This is a genomic window from Variovorax durovernensis, from assembly GCF_977011995.1.
On record NZ_CDRNCW010000002.1, the window covers coordinates 383,697 to 401,472 of the forward strand.

Sequence of the window (17,776 nt, forward strand, 5' to 3'; positions counted from 1 at the left end):
TCAGCCCGGCTTCTGCGCCTGCTCGCACTCGACCTGGATCAGCTCCCGCTCGTCCAGCGTCGCGCCGATGCGCACCGCACTCAGGCAGCCGCCCCACACGCAGCCCGTGTCGGTCGAGAGCAGGTCGGGCCGCGAGAGCCAGCCCAGCGTCGACCAGTGGCCGAAGGCGACGGTGGCGTTGGCCGTCTTGCGCCCGGGCACGTCGAACCAGGGCATGAAGCCCTCGGGCGCGGTGGCCGCGCTGTCCTTGGCTTCGAACTCCATCACGCCGTCGCTCGTGCAGAAACGCAGCCGCGTCAGTGCATTGACGATGGCGCGCAGCCGGGCGCTGCCCGTGAGCGTGTAGCTCCATTGCGCCGGCTCGTTGCCGTACATCGACATCAGGAACTCGCCCAGCGCCGGCCCGCGCAGCACCGATTCGACCTCTGACGCCAGCACCAGCGTGTCGGCCACCGTCCATTGCGGCAGCACGCCAGCGTGCACCATCAGCAGATCGCCGCTGCCGATGCGCATGTGCAGCGCCATGTGCTGCTGGCGCACCCATTCAAGCAGGGCTTCGCTTTCGGGCGCAGCCAGCAGTTCGGCCAGGGTGTCCTTGCGGCCGGCCTTGCGCGCGCCGTGCGCCACGCCCAGCAGGTGCAGGTCGTGGTTGCCCAGCAGGCTCAGCGCCGAGGCACCGTAGCCCTGCACGCGGCGCAGTACGGCGAGCGAATCGGGCCCCCGGTTCACCAGGTCGCCGAGCAGCACGATGGTGTCGCGGCTCGGGGAGAAATCGATCTTCTGCAGCAGCCGCCCGAGGGGGGCGTCGCAGCCTTGCAGGTCGCCAATCAAGTAAAGTGACATTCCCTCATTCTCCCCCTCAGTTCATGGATGTCTTCCTGCTGGCCTTGCTGACGACGCTCAACGCGGCGTTCGCAATGTCCGAAATGGCCCTTTCCACCAGCCGCCGCGCACGCCTCGCGGCCTTGGCCGAAACGGGAGACGCCGGCGCCGAGGCGGCGCTCAAGCTGATGGAGTCGCCGACCCAGTTCCTGTCCACGGTGCAGATCGGCATCACCTCCATCGGCATGCTGAGCGGTATCGTCGGCGAGGCGGCCTTCGCGGCACCGCTCGCGGTGTGGATGGAATCGGTCGGCATGGGCGCCGGCACCGCCAGCGTGGTGTCCACCGCCGTGGTCGTCACCTGCATCACCTTCTTCACCATCATCTTCGGCGAGCTGGTGCCCAAGCGCATCGGCCAGCTCTACCCCGAGCCGGTGGCGCGCTTCGTGGCGCGCCCCATGCGCGGACTGGCCAAGGCGGCCAAGCCGTTCGTGTGGCTGCTGGCGGGCGCTACCGCCGCCACGCTGAGGCTGCTGCGCATCGACGCCAATGCGGCCCGCTCGGTGACGGAGGAAGAAATCTCGGCCAGCCTCGAAGAGGGTGTGGACGCCGGCGTCATCGAGCAGCACGAGCACCAGATGGTGCGCAATGTGTTTCATCTCGATGACAGGCGCCTGTCGTCGCTCATGATTCCACGCGCCGACATCGAATGGCTCGATGCCTCGTTCACCGTGCGGCAGGCGCTGCAGAAGGTGGCTGACGCGGCCGCGCTCAACCTCGTGCATTCCTGGTATCCGGTGTGCCGCAACTCGCTCGACGACGTGGTCGGCGTGATCAGCGTGGCGCACCTGCTGCGGCTCGGCGCGGCCCACACCGGCGTGCTGGGCCAGGAAGCCACGCCCGCGGTGTTCGTGCCCGAGACCCTCACCGGCATGGAACTGCTCGAGCAGTTCCGCGAGCGCGCCGGGCGCCTCGTGTTCGTGGTCGACGAATATGGCGTGGTGCAGGGACTCATGACCCCGCGCGATCTGCTCGAAGCCATCACTGGCGAGCTGCAGCCCGGCATGCAGACCGACGCCTGGGCGCGCGAGCGGTCCGACGGCGTTTGGGAGCTCGACGGCCTCATGCCGGTGTCCGAATTGCGCGCGCGCCTGGGCATCCGCGAGCTGCCCGATGAAGAGCGAGGCCGCTACAACACCGTGGCCGGCTTGCTCATGTCCGTGTCCGGCCACCTGCCGGAGGTCGGCGAGCACATCGACTGCGCCGGCTGGTGCTTCCAGATCGTTGCGCTCGAAGGCCGCCGTATCGACCGCGTGCTGGCGTCGCCCGATCCGGCGATGGCTGCCGAGGCCGAGTAGGGCGCGGGCCATGCTGTCGCTGCTTGCCCTCAGCTGTCCGCAATGCTCTGCGCCGCTGCCGCGAGCTGCCCGCTGGCGCACCGTCGACTGCAGCTATTGCGGCGCCACCATCGTGCGCGGCGAGGAAACCGTCGAGCGCGAGAGCTTCCGCGCCGCGTTGCGCAGGGCGAGTGCCGATGTGCCCGGCGGGCGCGTCCTTGCATGGCGCGGCGCGCGTTATCGCGTACTGGCCCCGCTGGCCACCGGCGAGCACAGCGAGGTGCTGCTCGCGGAGCGCCTGGGCGCGCTGCCCGAACGCGTGACCATGAAGCTGGCCCGCGACAGCGCAGCCAATGGCGTGCTGCTGCGCGAAGCCTCTGTGCTGCAAGCCTTGCAAGATCTGTCGGTTCCGGGTGCCGCCTATTTCACGCGCCGGCTGCCGCAGCCGGTGGGCACCGGTGTCGCCGAAGGGCTGGGCGATGGCGCCTGCCAGGCGCTGGTGCTGCGCCACCCCACCGGCTTCTGGGGCAGCCTGCAGGACGTGGAACAGGCCAATCCGAAGGGCATCGACCCGCGCCATGCCGTATGGATCTGGCGCCGCATGCTGGAGGTGCTGGCCTTCGTGCATGGCGCCGGCTGGACGCACCGCGGCCTGTCGCCCGCGCATGCGCTCGTGCATCCGCGCGACCACGGCGTGCTGCTCATCGGCTGGTCGCGTGCACAGCATGCCGCCGGTTCGGCCCATGCGGCCGCGGCTGCGCGCGACCTCATGCAGGCCGCGTGGACCGTGCGTGCCTTGCTGCACGGCGGCGAGGGTGATGCGGCCGACGCCCCCGGTTTCGGCGCGCGCACCCCCTCGCCGCTTGCGGCGCTGCTGCGCCAGTGCAGTGACGACGCCGCCGCCTGCGAACGGCTCGGCGCGCAAGGCATCGAGCAGGCGCTCTCGGCGGCCTCGCGCGAAGCGTTCGGCGTGCCGCAGTTCGTCCATTTCGACCCCGCGCCGCACCGCGGCGCCTGACCCCCTTCATCTTCCTTCCGCATCAAGGAGTCACTACATGGGCTACGGAAACTACTCGCATGCCGCCCACACGGCACTCATCGCCGACCGCGCCGCCAAGCCCGGCGCCGAGGTCTTCACCCAGCGCTCCACCCATCCGCTGATGAATCCGCAGGGGCTCAAGGTGCGCGAGTCGCGCGACAACGCCGACCATCCCAATTCTCTGGGCATCGTCTTCGCGCTCGACGTCACCGGTTCCATGGGCGACATCCCGCAGACCCTGGCGCGCAAGGAGCTGCCCACCTTCATGAAGCTGCTCACCGACTGCGGCGTGGCGGACCCCCAGCTCATGTTCATGGCCATCGGCGACGCCACCTCGGACCACGCGCCGCTGCAGGTGGGGCAGTTCGAATCGACCGCCAACCTCATGGACCAGTGGCTCACCTGGAGCTACCTCGAAGGCGGCGGAGGGGGCTCCGGCGAGGAAAGCTACGAACTGGCCTTCTATGTCATGGCTCAGCACACCGACATGGACTGCTGGGTCAAGCGCAAGAAGCGCGGCTACCTGTTCGTCACGGGCGACGAGTTGCCGTACCCCGCCGTGTCGCGCCATCAGGTCGAAGGCCTGATCGGCGAGAAGCTCGACGAGGACATCCCCATCGAGGAAGTCATTGCCGCCGCGGCCGAGACCACGAACCTGTTCTTCCTGATCCCCGACGCGCAGCGCCGCCGCCGCTGCGAAGGCCGCTGGCGCGAGCTGCTGGGCGACCACGTCATCTGCATGGACTCGCCCGACGACGCCTGTGCCGTGGCCGCCGGCATCGTCGCGCTCACCGAGAAGGCCGTGCCCAGCCTCGAGGCACTGGCCGGCGTCATGAGCGGCACCGGCATGGCCAAGGAACGCGTCGGCGGCGTGCTGCATGCGCTCGATGGCTATGCCGCGCTGCTCGATCCGACGGCATCGCGCCGTGCGCCACCGGCCGTGGCCACCGCCGCGGCCGGTCCGCGCTCGTCGTGGTGGAAGCGGCTCTTCGGCTGACGGCAGGGTGACCGCCGCAGCCGCCACGGCCACGCGCTACGTTTCGCTGCTCGGCCTCGGCTTCGGAGACTGCGGCAAGGGGCTGTTCACCGATCATCTGAGCGGCGCGCTGGGGGCGCACACGGTCGTGCGCTTCAATGGCGGCGCGCAGGCGGGCCACAACGTGGTGCTGGCCGACGGACGCCACCACACCTTCTCCCAGTTCGGTGCCGGCAGCTTTCATGCGGACGTCGGTACGTTGCTGGCGAGCCCGGTGGTCGTGCACCCGACGGCGCTGCGCGTCGAGGAAGAGGCGCTGCGGCGCGCGGGCGTGAACGACGCCTTCTCGCGCCTGCTGGTCGATGCGCGTTGCCGCGTGACGACGCCGTTCCACCAGGCTGCGGGGCGGCTGCGTGAATGGGCGCGCGGGTCGGATGCGCACGGCACTTGCGGGGTCGGCGTTGGTGAAACCGTACGGCATGCGCTGGCCGCGCCGGACGAGGCCTTGCACTACGGCGATCTGCCGTCCCCAGCCCTTGCACTCGAAAAGCTGCAGGCCTCGCGCACCACGCTGCTTCGCGAATTCGCGCACACGGCCTTCTCGCATGCCGATGCCGCGCAGGAACTGTCGGTACTGCAGGATGAATCGCTGGCACAGCGCTGGCTCGATGCCGTCGCGCCGTGCCTGGCGCAATCGCCCCCCGCCGGCGCTGACCGCATCGCCGAGCGCCTTGCACGAACTGGCACCGTGATCTTCGAAGGCGCGCAGGGCGTGCTGCTCGACGAGTGGCGCGGTTTCCATCCGCACACCACGTGGAGCACGATCTCGACGGCTGCGGTCGAAGCCGTGCTGCGCGACGCGGGCATCGACGCACCGGTGCAGCACCTGGGCGTGCTGCGAAGCTACCTCACGCGGCACGGCCCGGGCCCGCTGCCGACGCACGACCGGGCGCTCGACGCGCGCCTGCGCGAGCCGCACAACGCGGACGAGGGCTGGCAGGGCGTGTTCCGCAGGGGCCATCCCGATGCGGTGCTGCTGCGCTACGCGCTCGATGCGGTCGGCGCACTCGACGGACTGGTGGTGAGCCACCTCGACGTCGTTGACGGCGCCGGGTTGCACTGGTGCGCCGGCTACCGCACGGAGGACGCAGGGCGCCTCACCGCGCTGCCGGCCGGCGGTGTGCGGGACCTCGCTCATCAGCACGCTTTGACGCAGTTGCTGCATGGCGCCGAACCCATCTATGAACCGCACCCCATTGCCACGGCGCATGCATGGGTCGCGCATGCCGAGGCACTGAGCGGCTTGCCCGTGCGTTTCGGCGCTTTCGGCCCGACGCGCGAGGCCGTGCGCGACCGCAAGCATCTTCCTTGATGAGAGCCTTCGTGAGCGAGTACAACATTCCCCTGGTCGTTGGTGCAGGCCTGAGCGCCATTGCGGCGCTGCTGCACGTCTGCATCATCTTCGGCGGGCCCGCTTGGTACCGCTTCTTCGGCGCGGGAGAGCGCATGGCCGCGGGTGCGGCGGCCGGGCATCTGTATCCGGCCCTCGTCACCTTGCTGATCGCATGCGTGCTGGGCGCCTGGGCGGCGTATGCGCTTTCGGGAGCCGGGGTGCTGCGGCCCTTGCCGCTGCTGGCGCTTGCGCTGCCGGTGATCACGGCGGTGTACCTGCTGCGGGGGCTGGTCGCCGTGGCGCTGTTCGTGTTCGACCGACGGCGCCTGACGGCCTTCTGGGTGTGGAGTTCGCTGGTCTGCCTCGTGTATGGCGTCGTCCACCTTGTGGGGTTGGTCCAGGTGTGGCCCGACCTTTGAACGCACGCGAAGACGACGCTTTCCGGTAGGCCGCCGGCCTGCCTGCCCGACAGAGCCGGGCCAGCTTGGCGCCGCAAACCATCGCCTGGGCGCCTGCCTAGAATGCGGCTCCTTTTGCCTCCCGCCGCCCCCATGCAACTTGACGTTCCCTCGCTGATGCTTCCGCTGGGGCTGGGTTACCTGTTGTTCGCATGGCAATTGGTGCTCGTGCGTCGCCGGCTGCTGGCCGACCAGGCGTTGGCGCTTTGGACCAAAGGCTGCGTGTTCCTGCTGGCGGGCATGGCGGTCCTGCTGTCGCGGTTGCTGCTTCCGGAGTGGCTGTCGGTACTGTTCGGGAATCCGTTGGTGCTGTGCGGCATGCTGTACTTCGACCGGGCGATCTACCTGTTCGTGGGCAAGCGGCCCGTGCCGCGCTGGCTGCCCGCACTGGTGGTCGCCGGTGTCCTGGCCACACCGGTGCTGCTGGCCTGGCCGATCAGCACCCGTTCGATGGTCTTCTCGGCGGTGATGATGTTGCTGGCCGGTGCACCGGCTTTGCATGTGTTTCGCCATGCGTGGCACGCCGAGAGCACCATGCGCGCCGTCGGGTTGACCATGCTGATGTTGAGCCTTGCCCATGCGGCGCGCGCGGTGCAGGCCGGCTTGATGCCGTCGGAGTACCTGAACTTCTTCCAGTCCAGCCTGGGGCAGAGCATCGTGGTGCTGCTGGCTTTTCTCGCACTGCTGGGCAGCGGCGTGGGCTTTGTGATGGCTTGCCTCGAACGCACGGCGAGGAGCATGGAGTTCCTGGCCAGCCACGATGCATTGACGGGATGCCTGAACCGCCGCAGCTTCGACCCCCTGTGCAATCACGAGGTGGCGCGCGCCCGGCGCGGCGCGCAGCCGCTGGCCCTGCTGCTGCTGGACCTGGATCACTTCAAGCGGGTCAACGATCTGCATGGCCACCATTGCGGCGACCTGGTGCTGCAGGATTTTGCAAAGCGCGTGCAGGCAAGGCTGCGATCGGCGGACGTGTTCGCCCGATTGGGCGGCGAGGAATTCGCGGTGCTGCTGCCAGACACCGATCTGGCCGGCGCGCTCGGCGTGGCCGACTACCTTTGCCGAGCCGTGGCCGGCAACCCGGTGCGGCTACCCGGCGAACAGGTTTTTTCGCTGACGGTGTCGGTCGGCCTGGCGATGCTCTCGCCCGACGGCCCCGGCGAAGACACGATGCAGGCGGGACAGCGCCATCGCCACGGCACCGCGGCGCCCGGGTTGTCCTCCGAGTCGCTGTACATGCGCGCAGACCAGGCGCTCTACCAGGCCAAGCGGCAAGGCCGCAATCGGGTGGTGATATGGGAGAGCGAGACATTGGCACGGGCAGAAGCCGCCGCCGCGTGACCAATTCATGGGAGGCAAAAAGTATTCATTCGACGGAAACTCGCCGCCTCCAGTTTCAAGGTGGCGCACATGCCGAAGTTGTCCGAATACATCCGTGAGAAGTTTCCCGTAGACCTTGTCCTGGGCAAGGTGCGCCATGCGATCCAGTTTGCCGAGGGCGGCGGCATCAGGGCTCTGGGCCTGGACATGACGGTCGAGGAATGCCAGGCGATGGTCGACAAGGTGGTGCTGGCCCCCGCCGCCGGCAATCACCGCCATGTGCGCTTCATCGGGTTCGACCAAGAGCGCGTCAACGAACTGGGCGCTGGACTCGACATCGCGCTGCGGATGCTCGAGGAAGCCAGGCGCAACGTCGGCCTGCACACATGGCCGGGCAAGACGCATTACGAAAGCATCTTCGGCTCGCGTGCATGGCATGGCAGCAGCGCGACCCGCAAGGCGGGCGTGGCCGCCGGCAACGCGAACGCCGAATCCGGTTTTGCGTCGCGCGCAAGCTACGTGCGCGCCAAGATCGACCAGATGATGGACGACCTGCGCGATCCGCGCTGGATTCTGTACAAGAGCAACGAAGCGGGCGACGCCGCGGCGCTGAAGGGCGGGCGGGGCGGCTACCTCATGGCGATCGGTCCGGCATTTCCGCGCGGCGCGGTCGGGCACTTCCATGCCGGCGTGCTGATCCACGAGGTGGGCCACAACCTCGGGCTCGCCGATGTCTGCGGCGAATGCCAGCAGCATCGCCAACTGCTCGACGCCGCCCACTATGCGCCCCGGTCGGACGCCAACATCCCACAGTGCACAGGCAACACCCCTCACGGTGCGATGGCCGCCTCGGGAAAAGGCCACTTCATCGGCTCGAAGCAGGTGAAGCGTCTGGCGGAAGCGCACAAGAACGCCACCATCTACAACACCGATTCCTACCGCTGGTATTGCTATGCCTTCTTCAAGAACGAGGTGGATGCGGGCATCTCTGCGCACAAGGCGTTGTTGCAGCCGGCTTGAGCCTTGGCGGCCTGCGGCGCCCGCTCACCAGGCCACGCCATCCCCCAGCAACTCCCGCCGCGCCAGCAGGAACGCGGCCGCGTTCCAGCTCTGCCCCGCCATTCCCATCGGCGCCAGCGTGCGTCCGTGAAACCACTCCGTGAAGCGCCAGTCGTCCTGCGCGTTGGCCTGTGCCAGTTGCGCGAGTTCGGTCCATGCCTGCTCATGCAGCCCCAGCCTTGCCAGCGCCATCACCCAGAAGCCGCCGACGAACGGCCAGATGCCTCCGTTGTGGTACTGGTGCACGATGTTCTGTTGGTGCCGGCCCATGTACGCCCGCCACAGCTCATGCTGCTGAGACAGCGGATGCAGCACCACGCGCACCGGATACGGCTGCGAGGCGTGCGCCGCCTCGATGGTCCGCACGATGCGGTGCGCCATCGCCGTGTCGGCCAGGCCGCTCTGAATGGCCAGCACGTTGCCGAACATGTCGCCTTCGTCGCCGACGACTGCGAGATTGACGAAGCTCAGGTACAGGCCGGGATCGCGCCGGCCGCGCCGCGCGTAGTGGCGCAGCAGCCGTGCGCGGTGGTACTCGGGCAGGTCTCGCTGGAACGGATTGAACAGATGGTTGAAGTGGTGCCGGGTTTCTTCGGCATGCTCTAGCGCGAAGCGGCGCTTCACGTCGAACCACAGCGCGTTGGTGTAGAGCACATAGCCGGAGCGCGGCATGATGTCGGCCCAATCGCTGGCTTCGTTCTGCTGCAGCAGGCGAAAGTGCTGGTGCTCCTGTGCGAGCAGCCAGTGGATCGCGCGTTCGACCTCGGCCTGCCAATGGGTGGCGCCCACGTTGCCATGCCTGCGTACGTGGTCCACCGCAATGAGCCACCACAGGGTGGCGTCGATGCAGCCCAGATACCAGAAGTCGGCGTCCTGGCCCTCGGGGTCGACGTACTTGGGAATCTGCCCATTGGTTGCCTGTTGCGAAGCGAGCGCGTCGAGGCTGGCCACGGCGCCTTGTTCGAGCGCGGGCACGCCGGTGCCGCACATGGCCATCACGCAGATGGCGGCGTCGCGGCCGAAGATGCGCGTGTAGCGCCGTGCCACGGCCGCCTCGGTGCGGCTGGCGGCCAGGATGCCGTGCGGCGTGAGGTTGTTCTGCAGCAGTTCGAGGGAAGCCCGCGCGCAGGTGTCGATGAGCGCGAGCGCGGGGGCGTCGAGGTTGTTGGCGGGGGGGGCGTCGATGCGGTCACGAGTGGTCGGCACACTGCCGTTTCAGATGATCAATGAGCCATCTCCCTGCGGGGCCCGGCGGCTGGGCTGCTGGATAGACGGCGGAGGTCGTCAGCGGAAAGCCCCCGGGCGGGATCTCGTCGACATCGAGCACGACGAGCGAGCCTCGCGCGATGTCCCTGTCCACCATGTGCCGTGGCATGCTGCCGTAGCCCATGCCGTCCTTCAGGAACGCGTACTTGGTCGACAGATCGCCCAGACGCCAGGTCGTGGGCGATATCACGCCGTAGTCGCGCCCCGTCATCAGCTCGGAGCGGTCCGTGAGGACCAGTTGCACGTGCTTGCTGAGTTCGCGCCTGGAAATTCGGCGATCGAAGCTCGCGAGTGGATGCTCGGCCGCAGCCACCATCACCAGGGAAATCTCGTTGAGGCGCTCCGTGAACAGGGAGGGGAATTCCATGGGTAGCGCGCCCAGGATGCCCATGCTGCAGCGCCCGTCGAGTATGGGTTGGTAGGCCGCGCCCAGTGCCTCGACAAAGAGCCTCAGGGGCGTGAACGGAAATCGGCTGGCAAACGCCTTGATCGCTGCGCTGATGACGTCGGTGGGGAAGAACACGTCCACGACAACCGAAAGCTCCGCTTCCAGCCCCGAGGACATGAGCTTTGCCCTGGCCTTGAGGGTATCGACGCCCGAGACCACGTTGCGGGCGTCGGCCAGAAGAAGGACGCCCTCCGGCGTGAGCTTGGGGAAACGCCCGGACCGGTCGAAGAGCACCACACCCACCTGATCTTCGAGCGAGGCGATCCAGCCACTCACTGCCGACTGCACGCGGTTGAGCTTTCTCGCTGCTGCAGAAAAGCTGCCTTCGTCGACCGCCGCGATGAAGGTTCTGAGTTGGTCGAGTGAGACACCGTCGAGCATGACGCGCAGCGTATCTCAAATACAGATGCTTTGCATCTCAATAAATCGTCTATTCAGATTGGTTTGAGAAAAGCATCATTCCTCCCATCAAAACATCTCCCCGAAAGATACATCGTGACTTCATCCATCTCAGACGTCCTCCGTGCCACAGCGGCACGGGTCAGCTCGCCGTGGGCCCGTTCCGGCCTCCCTCCCACTTTTTCCACCCGCAAGGAAAACCCCATGCAGATCCTTCATCTCGACTCCAGCGTTCTCGGCGCCGCCTCGGCGAGCCGTCTTCTTTCGACTCGCATCGTGGAGCGCCATCGCGCGCTACACCCCACGGCGCAAGTCGTGTACCGGGATCTGGCCGCCGATCCAGCGCTGCATCTGTCCGGCACGCACATGGCTGCGTGGCAGGGCATGCCCAGCGACGACGCCACCCTGAACGCCGACCTGCTCAAGGGCAATACCTATATGGAAGAGCTCTTTGCAGCAGACGTGCTGGTGATTGGCGCGCCGATGTACAACCTCTCGATTCCCACGCCCCTGAAGGCCTGGATCGACCGCATCGCCGTGGCGGGCAAGACGTTTCGCTACACCGCCAACGGACCGGAAGGCCTGCTCAAGAACAAGAAGGCATTCATCGCGTCCTCGCGCGGTGGGGTGTATTCGGCGGGCAGCCCCGCGGCGGCTCTCGAGCACCAGGAAAGCTACCTCATCGGCCTCCTTGGCTTCCTGGGCGTGACCGACGTCACCGTGGTGCGCGCCGAGGGTCTTGCCATCAGTGCGCAAGCCAAGGAAGCCGCCATGCAAAAGGCGCTGCACGACATCGGCGCGATCTCCGCGTAATACGCATCCCTTCAATCATCACAAGGAAATCACCATGACCTATTCCATCATCGGCGCCGGCAACGTCGGCACGGCCCTCGCTCGTCAATTCGCCCGCAGCGGCATTGCTGTAAACATCGCGAACACCCGCGGTATCGACTCGCTTGCCGAGCTTGCCAAAGAACTGGGCAACCATGTCACTCCCATGGCGCTGGAGGACGCGCTGAAAGCAGAGGTCGTCATTCTTGCCGTGCCGTTTCGCTCGCATGCCAGCGTTGCGGCCGCTTTGCCAGATTGGTCCGGCAAGATCGTCGTCGACGCCATGAACACCTATGGTATTTCGCCCGATGAACTGAAAGGCCAGCCTTCCAGCCATGTCGTTGCAGCCGCCTTCGCGGGCGCGGATGTCGTCAAGACATTCAATCAGCTGCCGGCCAAGCTGCTCGCGATGAACCCGGCCGCTCAGGGGGGCCGGAGAGTCATGTTCGTTGCCGGCGACTCGCAAGCCGCCTCCGGCGCAATCGCAAAGCTGGTGGACGATCTCGGCTTTGCTGCAGTGGTGCTGGGAAAAATCGCCGAAGGCGGTTTGCTGCTGGGTATGGGCGGCCCGCTGATCCTGCAGAACCTGGTCAAGTACTGAGCAAAGTCCGCGCGAGTCCCGGCTGGTGCCCTTCCTTCCGTCCTACAGACCGGCCGCGAGCGATGGGCCAACATCCGCGAATGATGAGCAAACCGATACTTGCAGGTCTCGCCGTGGCCGTTTGCTGCGCGGCTGGCCTGGCCGTCGCAGAACCCGTGAAGCTGCCTGTGGACAACGACGACAAGGGCACCGTGTACGTGGCGCCCAACGTCAACCCCACCGAAACCTCCGCCTACACGACAGGTGCGACGGTGGGCGTCGAGCGGCGCGACGGCAGCGGCGCCTACGTCGGCACCGACACCTCCACGCCCCGGCCGACCTACTCGGTGGGCGCAAGCACCGGCGGCGATGTGTCGCTCACCGGCGGTGTGTCGTCGGACGGCAAGGCCAACAACGGGGTGAAGGCCGGCGTGACCATCAAGTACTGACCGGCGTCAGGCCAGCGTGCCGTTTCCCGTGAAATTCCGTGGTTCATCGTCAACATCAAAGCCCGCGAGCCTGTAAGCACCTTGCGGATGGGAAGTGTCGCCTGCAAAGCCGCGCCTCACCAATTCGGTGATGTACAACTCGTCCCATTCGATGTTGGCGAGGTTGACCTCTGTGCCCATCTCTTTCACGAGCCATGTCGTGATCTTGTGCTTGTAGTCGCGCGTGACGCCCGGGATGATGACCACGGGCAATTCGTAGATGAGCTTTTCCGCCGGAAAGCGCCCCTGCAGTTTCGCGATCAATGACGCGCGGATCTCGTTGCCTGCGAACAGCTCCGAGGCTTCGAGGAACACCCAGTCCGAGCCGGCGTCCAGGCAGTTGGCCACGTCGTCTATCAGCGCGTCGTCATCGAGCAGCCCTTCCTTTTTCCCGACTTCGCCGAACACCGTGAGGCCCAGCCGCTTCGCATGCGCAATGGCTCGCGCCTTGTCGTGTGCACTGAGGTCGAGCAGGTTGTCCGAAATCTCGATGCCGCTGAAGCCGGTCTCGATCACCTGATCGACGAAGCGCTCGTAGCGCCCGAGCTTCAGCGCCAGTTCCGAGAACAACCCGCCCGGCGAGGTCGAGATGCCGTTCGCCTTGTAGTGCAGGAGCTTGCGCACCAGCACCTCGCGAGGCATGAAGCGCGCGATGCCGGCTGCCACCTTGGCGAAGTCGATGTATGCGCCGGCCGACTCGACGGTGTCGGCTTGGCACCCGAAGCCCAAGCCCCAGTCGATCATCATCGACAGGCCGAGCGTGCGCGGCTTCTGTTGTCGCACGGGGATCGGAAAATCTCCGAAAGCAGTGGGCATCTCTGTGGTCATTGCTGTCAGTCCAGGGGCAGGTTGGCCTTGCGGGCGAGCTCGTTCCAGCGCTTGTCTTCGGCGGCGGCGAAGGCGTTTGTGTCGGATGCGGAGGCCGACGAAGGCGCGACGCCCACGGCGGCAAAGCCGGCCACGATGTCGGGCATCGCCAGGATCTCGGCGATGGCGCTGTTGACGACCTGGATGCGCGCGGGCGGCATGCCCGCTGGTGCAGCCACGAGGAACCATTGGCTGGCCTCGAAGCCGCTCACGCCGGCTTCGGCCATGGTGGGCACGTCGGGCAAGGCCGGCGAGCGCTGCGCGGTCGACACGGCATAGGCCTTGAGCTTGCCCGACCTGATGTGCGGCAGCACCGGCGTGATGCCCAGCATCCCCAAGGGCACCTGAGCGCCGATCACATCGGTCACGGCCTGGTTGCCGCCCTTGTACGGAATGTGCGTCATGCGGGTGCCTGCAAGCTGGTTGAACAGCTCCCCGCCCAAGTGCTGGCTGGTGCCGTTGCCCGACGACGCGAAGCTGTAAGCGCCCGGATTCGTCTTCATGTCGGCGACCAGTGCCTTGAGGTTCACCTGGCTGCCTTGGGCCGCGCCGACGAGCACCATCGGGCCCTTCGCGAGTTCGGCCACGCCGGTCAGCTCCTTGGGCAAGTGCGGCACGGGGATCTTCATGAGCACGGGCCCCGGAATGGTGACGAGCGTGTAGCCATCGGGCGCGGCCTTGGCAGCCGCGTTGAGCGCGATGCTGCCCGAGGCGCCGGGGCGGTTGTCGATGACCACGGGCTGGCCCAGCTTCGTTTCGAGCTTGCGTGCGACCAGCCGCGTCACTGTGTCGGCGCTGCCACCCGGCGGCCAGCCGACCAGCCACGTGATCTGCTTGGCGGGCCATGGATCGGGGCTTTGGGCCTGGGCGCCCGCAGCGGCAGCGACCAGCGCTGCGGCGCACATCGAGGCCAGAAGGCGCCGCCGCGGCGTGCCATCGTGCGAGCAGGAGAAGGGAGAGGTCTTGGGCATCGAAGGGCTCCGGCAGGTGGTGAAGAAACTATCTCTCACTCCAAGCCAGTTGGGTGCCTGAATCCATAGCCACGAGCATCGATTCGAATTCCCGATGGGAATGGCCCGGCGCGTGACACGGGTGGTGCGGGCTGCTAACTTTGGACCATGAGCTTCTCGCCCACCGACGTTTCCTATTTCCTGCAGGTGGTCCAGCAAGGCCATGTCGGCCGGGCCGCCGCGAGCGCAGGCGTCACGCAGCCCGCGATCTCCAAGGCCATCCACCGGCTCGAGGCCGCCATCGGTGTCACGCTGTTCGAGCGGGGCGCGCACGGGGTCCGGCTCACCAGCGATGGGCATCTTTTCCTGGAGTCGGCGCAGCGCTTCGACGCACAGCACGCCGAGCTCATGCGCTCGGCTGCCGAACTGCGCGCGCAGCACGCCGGCCTCCTGCGCGTGGGCCTGACCAACCCCGCGAGCGACAGCATTCCCGTGCAGGCGCTGTCCGAGATGGTGCGCCGCCGCCCCGGCCTGCGGCTGGTGCTGTCGATCGGCAAGTCCGACGCCTTGAACGACGCGGTCGGCAAGGGCGAACTCGATCTGGCCGTGGTGCCGGCCTATCCGGGATTTTCGTTCAGTTGCAGCCAGATCGAGATCGGTGAGGACCGCGCGCGCGTGGCGGCGCGCGCCGACCATCCGCTCGCCCGCATGCCCACGCTGGGGTTGGACGCCTTGGTCGGCTACACCTGGGCCTTGTCGAGCCGCAGCAGTGCGTCGCGCCGTCTGCTTGCGCAGGTGTTCGAGCGCGCGGGGCTGCCCGCGCCGCGCGTGGCGGTGGAGGCGGAATACACGTCAGACGCCATCATGGGACTGCTGGCCGGCACCGACATGCTGGGTCTTGTGCCGTCGTCCGTGTTGCGCGGGTGGACGGGCCGCGTCAACGCGCTGCCGATGCCCATGCTCGAGGTGCGCCGCTCGCTGGTGCTGCTCACGCGGCCGCAGGCCATCTGGTCGCCGCTGATGATGGCGCTGCGCGACCTGTTGCTGAGCTATCGCACGTCCTGACATTCCGCGCGGCTATGGATCTCTGCTGCACCGGGAATGCCCGATGCACAGGGGCGCCGATAGAGTGGCATGCATGTCCACCCACTCCGGAAGAAGCCGCTCGTGAACGCACCGAACATCGTCCTCATCGTCGCCGACAACCTGGGTTGGGGTGAATTGGGTTGCTACGGCGGCGGCGCACTGCGCGGCGCGCCTACACCGCGCATCGACGCGCTGGCGCGCCAGGGCGTGCTGCTGCAGAACTTCAACGTCGAGAGCGACTGCGTGCCCACGCGCTCCGCGCTCATGACCGGGCGCCATCCCATTCGTACGGGCTGCCTTCAATCGGTGCCGCCGGGACTGCCGCAGGGCCTCACGCGCTGGGAACACACGTTGGCCGAGGCACTTTCGGCGCAGGGCTACGCCACGGCGCATTTCGGCAAATGGCATCTGGGCGACGTGGAGGGGCGCTACCCTTCGGACCGTGGCTTCGACGAGTGGTACGGCATTCCGCGCACCACCGACGAGACGCAGTTCACCTCGAGCATCGGCTTCGATCCGACGGTCGCCGACATTCCGTACATCATGCGCGGACGCAAGGGCGAACCCTCCGAGAACGTGGAGATCTACGACCTCGAAAGCCGGCGCACCATCGACGAAGAACTCATTGCACACTCGCGCGCGTTCGTCCAACGGCAGCACGCGGCGGGGCGGCCGTTCTTTCTATACCTGCCGCTGACGCACCTGCACTTTCCTACGCTGCCGCACAAGGACTTTGCGGGGCGCACCGGCGCCGGCGACTTTGCCGATTCGATGGCCGAGATGGACCACCGCGTCGGCCAGATCGTCGACGAAATCGACGGCCTCGGCATAGCCGATTCGACCCTCTTCGTGTTCTGCAGCGACAACGGTCCGGAGTTTCGCGCGCCGTACCGCGGCACGGCGGGTCCCTGGCGCGGCACCTACCACACGGCGATGGAAGGCAGCCTGCGCGTGCCCTTCATCGCACGCTGGCCCGGACGCATCGAGCCAGGCCGCATCAGCAACGAGATGGTGCACGTGACGGATCTGTTCACCACGCTGGTGAAGGTGGCAGGCGCGGCCCTGCCCGAAGACCGGGCAATCGACGGTATCGACCAGAGCGCGTTCCTCTTCGGAGGCGAGCGCAAATCGGCGCGTGAAGGCTTTCTGTTCTACATCAAGAACGAGCTGCGGGCCGTCAAGTGGCGCGACTGGAAGCTGCACTTCTACTGGGAACCCGAGGTGAACGAGGGCAAGGGAAAACTGGAGTCGCCTTACCTGTTCAACATCACGCGCGACCCCAAGGAAGAAAGCGACGTGCTGGTCTACAACACGTGGGTGCTCGGCCCGATCCTGCGAATGGTGCAGGCATTCAACCAGAGCTGCCAGACGTGGCCCAACACACCGCCCGGCAAGGCGGATTGAGGCGCTCGGGGTGCTTACCATGCACCCAGGAGCTCCCGCATGAACATCACCCTTCGCCAGCTCAGGTATTTCGTCGAGATCGCGCGCAGCCGCAGTTTCTCGCGCGCGTCCGAGCACCTGAACATCGCGCAGCCCGCGCTGAGCCAGAACATCTCGGCGCTGGAGGAGGACCTGGGCGGCAGCCTGTTCGAGCGCCGCCCGCGCGGCGTCGAGCTCACGCCGGCGGGACAACGCCTGCTGGCCAGCGCCGTGGAACTGCTCGCGCGTGCCGATGGGCTTAAGGACGACATCGAAGGCGGTGACGCCCGCCCCGTTGGCGCAGTGCGGCTGTGGGTGGCCGGCTCGCTCGCCGGCACGCTGGTCGCGCCGCTGTTCAAGGCCGTGGCCGCGCAGTGCCCCGGTGTCGAGCTCACTGTGCGCGAAGGGCTGTCGTTCGAGGCGCCGGCACTGGTCGAATCCGGACAGGCGCACCTCGCGGTAATGCCCAGTCCGTCGGAGCTTCAGGGCATGGAATCGCTGCCCATTTTCGAAGAGCGCTTCACGCTCTTTGGCGCGTACGCGGCCATGCGCCGCAAGCCGCAAGAGATCGCTTTTTCCGATGTGGCGGGCCTGCCGCTGGCCGAACCCGACCGCGCGCACGACCTGCGCAAGATCATCGAGCGCGCGGCCAACGCCATCGGCCGGCGGCTCGACGTGCGCTATGAACTCAACAGCCCCGCCATGCTCGTGGGCGTGGTGAAAGAGGGGCTGGCTTACTCGATCATGCCGCCCAGCGCATGCCACGAGGCCATTGCGGCCAAGTCCATCGCCGGTCGACCGGTGGTCGGGCCCGAGCTGTCGCGCGTGCAGGCCGTGGTGTGGCCGAGCGACCGCCCGCTGAGCACCGCCGCTGCCACGGTACGCGACATGCTGGTGAAGCTGATCCGCGAGATGGTGCGCGACGGTCGGCTGGAGGGGCGCCTGATCGGCGCTAGCCATAAGAAAAAATGATCCCGCGCCATGCCGAGACAGTATTGGATTTGTCCGGCCCGCGCGATCACAGTCTTCTCGAAA

The 17,776-nt window shown here is 67.1% G+C and carries 18 protein-coding genes; 13 read left to right on the top strand and 5 right to left on the bottom strand.

The features are described from left to right. Window positions 1-843: a symmetrical bis(5'-nucleosyl)-tetraphosphatase gene (locus ACWV14_RS33765; RefSeq protein WP_454908171.1), complete on the bottom strand. Its 843-nt coding sequence runs from the start codon at window positions 841-843 to the stop codon at window positions 1-3. Window positions 844-866: 23 nt separating this feature from the next. Here ACWV14_RS33765 and ACWV14_RS33770 point away from each other — a divergent pair, with 23 nt between their 5' ends. The 7 genes from ACWV14_RS33770 (at window position 867) to ACWV14_RS33800 (ending at window position 8,365) form a co-directional block, all read left to right on the top strand. Further along, window positions 867-2,180: a hemolysin family protein gene (locus ACWV14_RS33770; protein WP_454908172.1), complete on the top strand. Its 1,314-nt coding sequence runs from the start codon at window positions 867-869 to the stop codon at window positions 2,178-2,180. A gap of 10 nt (window positions 2,181-2,190) precedes the next feature. Continuing rightward, on the top strand, window positions 2,191-3,177 hold the full coding sequence (locus ACWV14_RS33775) for a protein kinase family protein (protein WP_454908173.1): 987 nt from the start codon (window positions 2,191-2,193) through the stop codon (window positions 3,175-3,177). Window positions 3,178-3,214: 37 nt separating this feature from the next. After that, complete coding sequence (locus ACWV14_RS33780; RefSeq protein WP_454908174.1) at window positions 3,215-4,195, top strand: VWA domain-containing protein; 981 nt, start codon at window positions 3,215-3,217, stop codon at window positions 4,193-4,195. 7 nt (window positions 4,196-4,202) lie between these two features. Then, entirely contained in the window at window positions 4,203-5,546 is a 1,344-nt protein-coding gene (locus ACWV14_RS33785; RefSeq protein WP_454908175.1) for an adenylosuccinate synthetase, read from the top strand. A gap of 11 nt (window positions 5,547-5,557) precedes the next feature. Further along, window positions 5,558-5,986: a hypothetical protein gene (locus ACWV14_RS33790; RefSeq protein WP_454908176.1), complete on the top strand. Its 429-nt coding sequence runs from the start codon at window positions 5,558-5,560 to the stop codon at window positions 5,984-5,986. Between the two features lie 132 nt (window positions 5,987-6,118). Next, on the top strand, window positions 6,119-7,366 hold the full coding sequence (locus ACWV14_RS33795) for a GGDEF domain-containing protein (protein WP_454908177.1): 1,248 nt from the start codon (window positions 6,119-6,121) through the stop codon (window positions 7,364-7,366). Between the two features lie 69 nt (window positions 7,367-7,435). Further along, window positions 7,436-8,365, top strand: a complete 930-nt coding sequence (locus ACWV14_RS33800; protein ID WP_454908178.1) for a hypothetical protein — start codon at window positions 7,436-7,438, stop codon at window positions 8,363-8,365. 24 nt (window positions 8,366-8,389) lie between these two features. Here ACWV14_RS33800 and ACWV14_RS33805 read toward each other — a convergent pair whose 3' ends face one another. Then, the gene (locus ACWV14_RS33805; protein ID WP_455342738.1) at window positions 8,390-9,610 is read right to left on the bottom strand and encodes an amylo-alpha-1,6-glucosidase; all 1,221 of its coding nucleotides are present in this window, start codon (window positions 9,608-9,610) and stop codon (window positions 8,390-8,392) included. Continuing rightward, on the bottom strand, window positions 9,594-10,499 hold the full coding sequence (locus tag ACWV14_RS33810; RefSeq protein WP_454908180.1) for a LysR family transcriptional regulator: 906 nt from the start codon (window positions 10,497-10,499) through the stop codon (window positions 9,594-9,596). The genes ACWV14_RS33805 and ACWV14_RS33810 overlap by 17 nt, the downstream gene beginning before the upstream one ends. A 222-nt stretch (window positions 10,500-10,721) precedes the next feature. Between ACWV14_RS33810 and ACWV14_RS33815 the strand changes: the two genes are divergently transcribed. From ACWV14_RS33815 to ACWV14_RS33825, 3 genes are all read left to right on the top strand, one after another. Then, complete coding sequence (locus tag ACWV14_RS33815; protein WP_454908181.1) at window positions 10,722-11,330, top strand: FMN-dependent NADH-azoreductase; 609 nt, start codon at window positions 10,722-10,724, stop codon at window positions 11,328-11,330. A 34-nt stretch (window positions 11,331-11,364) separates the two neighbouring features. Beyond that, window positions 11,365-11,949 (top strand): NADPH-dependent F420 reductase, encoded by a 585-nt coding sequence (locus ACWV14_RS33820; RefSeq protein ID WP_454908182.1) that lies wholly within the window; start codon window positions 11,365-11,367, stop codon window positions 11,947-11,949. 83 nt (window positions 11,950-12,032) lie between these two features. After that, the gene (locus ACWV14_RS33825) at window positions 12,033-12,377 is read left to right on the top strand and encodes a hypothetical protein (RefSeq protein WP_454908183.1); all 345 of its coding nucleotides are present in this window, start codon (window positions 12,033-12,035) and stop codon (window positions 12,375-12,377) included. Window positions 12,378-12,383: 6 nt separating this feature from the next. Here the strand turns inward: ACWV14_RS33825 and ACWV14_RS33830 are convergent, their stop codons facing one another. Next, a complete protein-coding gene (locus ACWV14_RS33830; protein WP_454908184.1) occupies window positions 12,384-13,244 on the bottom strand; it encodes a phosphosulfolactate synthase in 861 nt (286 codons plus the stop codon). Between the two features lie 5 nt (window positions 13,245-13,249). Next, complete coding sequence (locus ACWV14_RS33835; RefSeq protein ID WP_454908185.1) at window positions 13,250-14,254, bottom strand: tripartite tricarboxylate transporter substrate-binding protein; 1,005 nt, start codon at window positions 14,252-14,254, stop codon at window positions 13,250-13,252. Between the two features lie 147 nt (window positions 14,255-14,401). Between ACWV14_RS33835 and ACWV14_RS33840 the strand changes: the two genes are divergently transcribed. The 3 genes from ACWV14_RS33840 (at window position 14,402) to ACWV14_RS33850 (ending at window position 17,713) form a co-directional block, all read left to right on the top strand. After that, entirely contained in the window at window positions 14,402-15,298 is an 897-nt protein-coding gene (locus ACWV14_RS33840; protein WP_454908186.1) for a LysR family transcriptional regulator, read from the top strand. 102 nt (window positions 15,299-15,400) lie between these two features. Then, window positions 15,401-16,723, top strand: a complete 1,323-nt coding sequence (locus ACWV14_RS33845; protein WP_454908187.1) for an arylsulfatase — start codon at window positions 15,401-15,403, stop codon at window positions 16,721-16,723. 39 nt (window positions 16,724-16,762) lie between these two features. Continuing rightward, window positions 16,763-17,713 (top strand): LysR family transcriptional regulator, encoded by a 951-nt coding sequence (locus ACWV14_RS33850; RefSeq protein ID WP_454908188.1) that lies wholly within the window; start codon window positions 16,763-16,765, stop codon window positions 17,711-17,713. The last annotated feature ends 63 nt before the right edge of the window (window positions 17,714-17,776 follow it).

What these genes read in the sequence shown, in the direction of transcription:
- ACWV14_RS33765 (WP_454908171.1), bottom strand. Translation starts at nt 843, where the DNA reads ATGTCACTTTACTTGATTGGCGACCTGCAAGGCTGCGACGCCCCCCTC.
- ACWV14_RS33770 (WP_454908172.1), top strand. Translation starts at nt 867, where the DNA reads ATGGATGTCTTCCTGCTGGCCTTGCTGACGACGCTCAACGCGGCGTTC.
- ACWV14_RS33775 (WP_454908173.1), top strand. Translation starts at nt 2,191, where the DNA reads ATGCTGTCGCTGCTTGCCCTCAGCTGTCCGCAATGCTCTGCGCCGCTG.
- ACWV14_RS33780 (WP_454908174.1), top strand. Translation starts at nt 3,215, where the DNA reads ATGGGCTACGGAAACTACTCGCATGCCGCCCACACGGCACTCATCGCC.
- ACWV14_RS33795 (WP_454908177.1), top strand. Translation starts at nt 6,119, where the DNA reads ATGCAACTTGACGTTCCCTCGCTGATGCTTCCGCTGGGGCTGGGTTAC.
- ACWV14_RS33800 (WP_454908178.1), top strand. Translation starts at nt 7,436, where the DNA reads ATGCCGAAGTTGTCCGAATACATCCGTGAGAAGTTTCCCGTAGACCTT.
- ACWV14_RS33810 (WP_454908180.1), bottom strand. Translation starts at nt 10,499, where the DNA reads ATGCTCGACGGTGTCTCACTCGACCAACTCAGAACCTTCATCGCGGCG.
- ACWV14_RS33815 (WP_454908181.1), top strand. Translation starts at nt 10,722, where the DNA reads ATGCAGATCCTTCATCTCGACTCCAGCGTTCTCGGCGCCGCCTCGGCG.
- ACWV14_RS33820 (WP_454908182.1), top strand. Translation starts at nt 11,365, where the DNA reads ATGACCTATTCCATCATCGGCGCCGGCAACGTCGGCACGGCCCTCGCT.
- ACWV14_RS33825 (WP_454908183.1), top strand. Translation starts at nt 12,033, where the DNA reads ATGAGCAAACCGATACTTGCAGGTCTCGCCGTGGCCGTTTGCTGCGCG.
- ACWV14_RS33830 (WP_454908184.1), bottom strand. Translation starts at nt 13,244, where the DNA reads ATGACCACAGAGATGCCCACTGCTTTCGGAGATTTTCCGATCCCCGTG.
- ACWV14_RS33835 (WP_454908185.1), bottom strand. Translation starts at nt 14,254, where the DNA reads ATGCCCAAGACCTCTCCCTTCTCCTGCTCGCACGATGGCACGCCGCGG.
- ACWV14_RS33840 (WP_454908186.1), top strand. Translation starts at nt 14,402, where the DNA reads ATGAGCTTCTCGCCCACCGACGTTTCCTATTTCCTGCAGGTGGTCCAG.
- ACWV14_RS33850 (WP_454908188.1), top strand. Translation starts at nt 16,763, where the DNA reads ATGAACATCACCCTTCGCCAGCTCAGGTATTTCGTCGAGATCGCGCGC.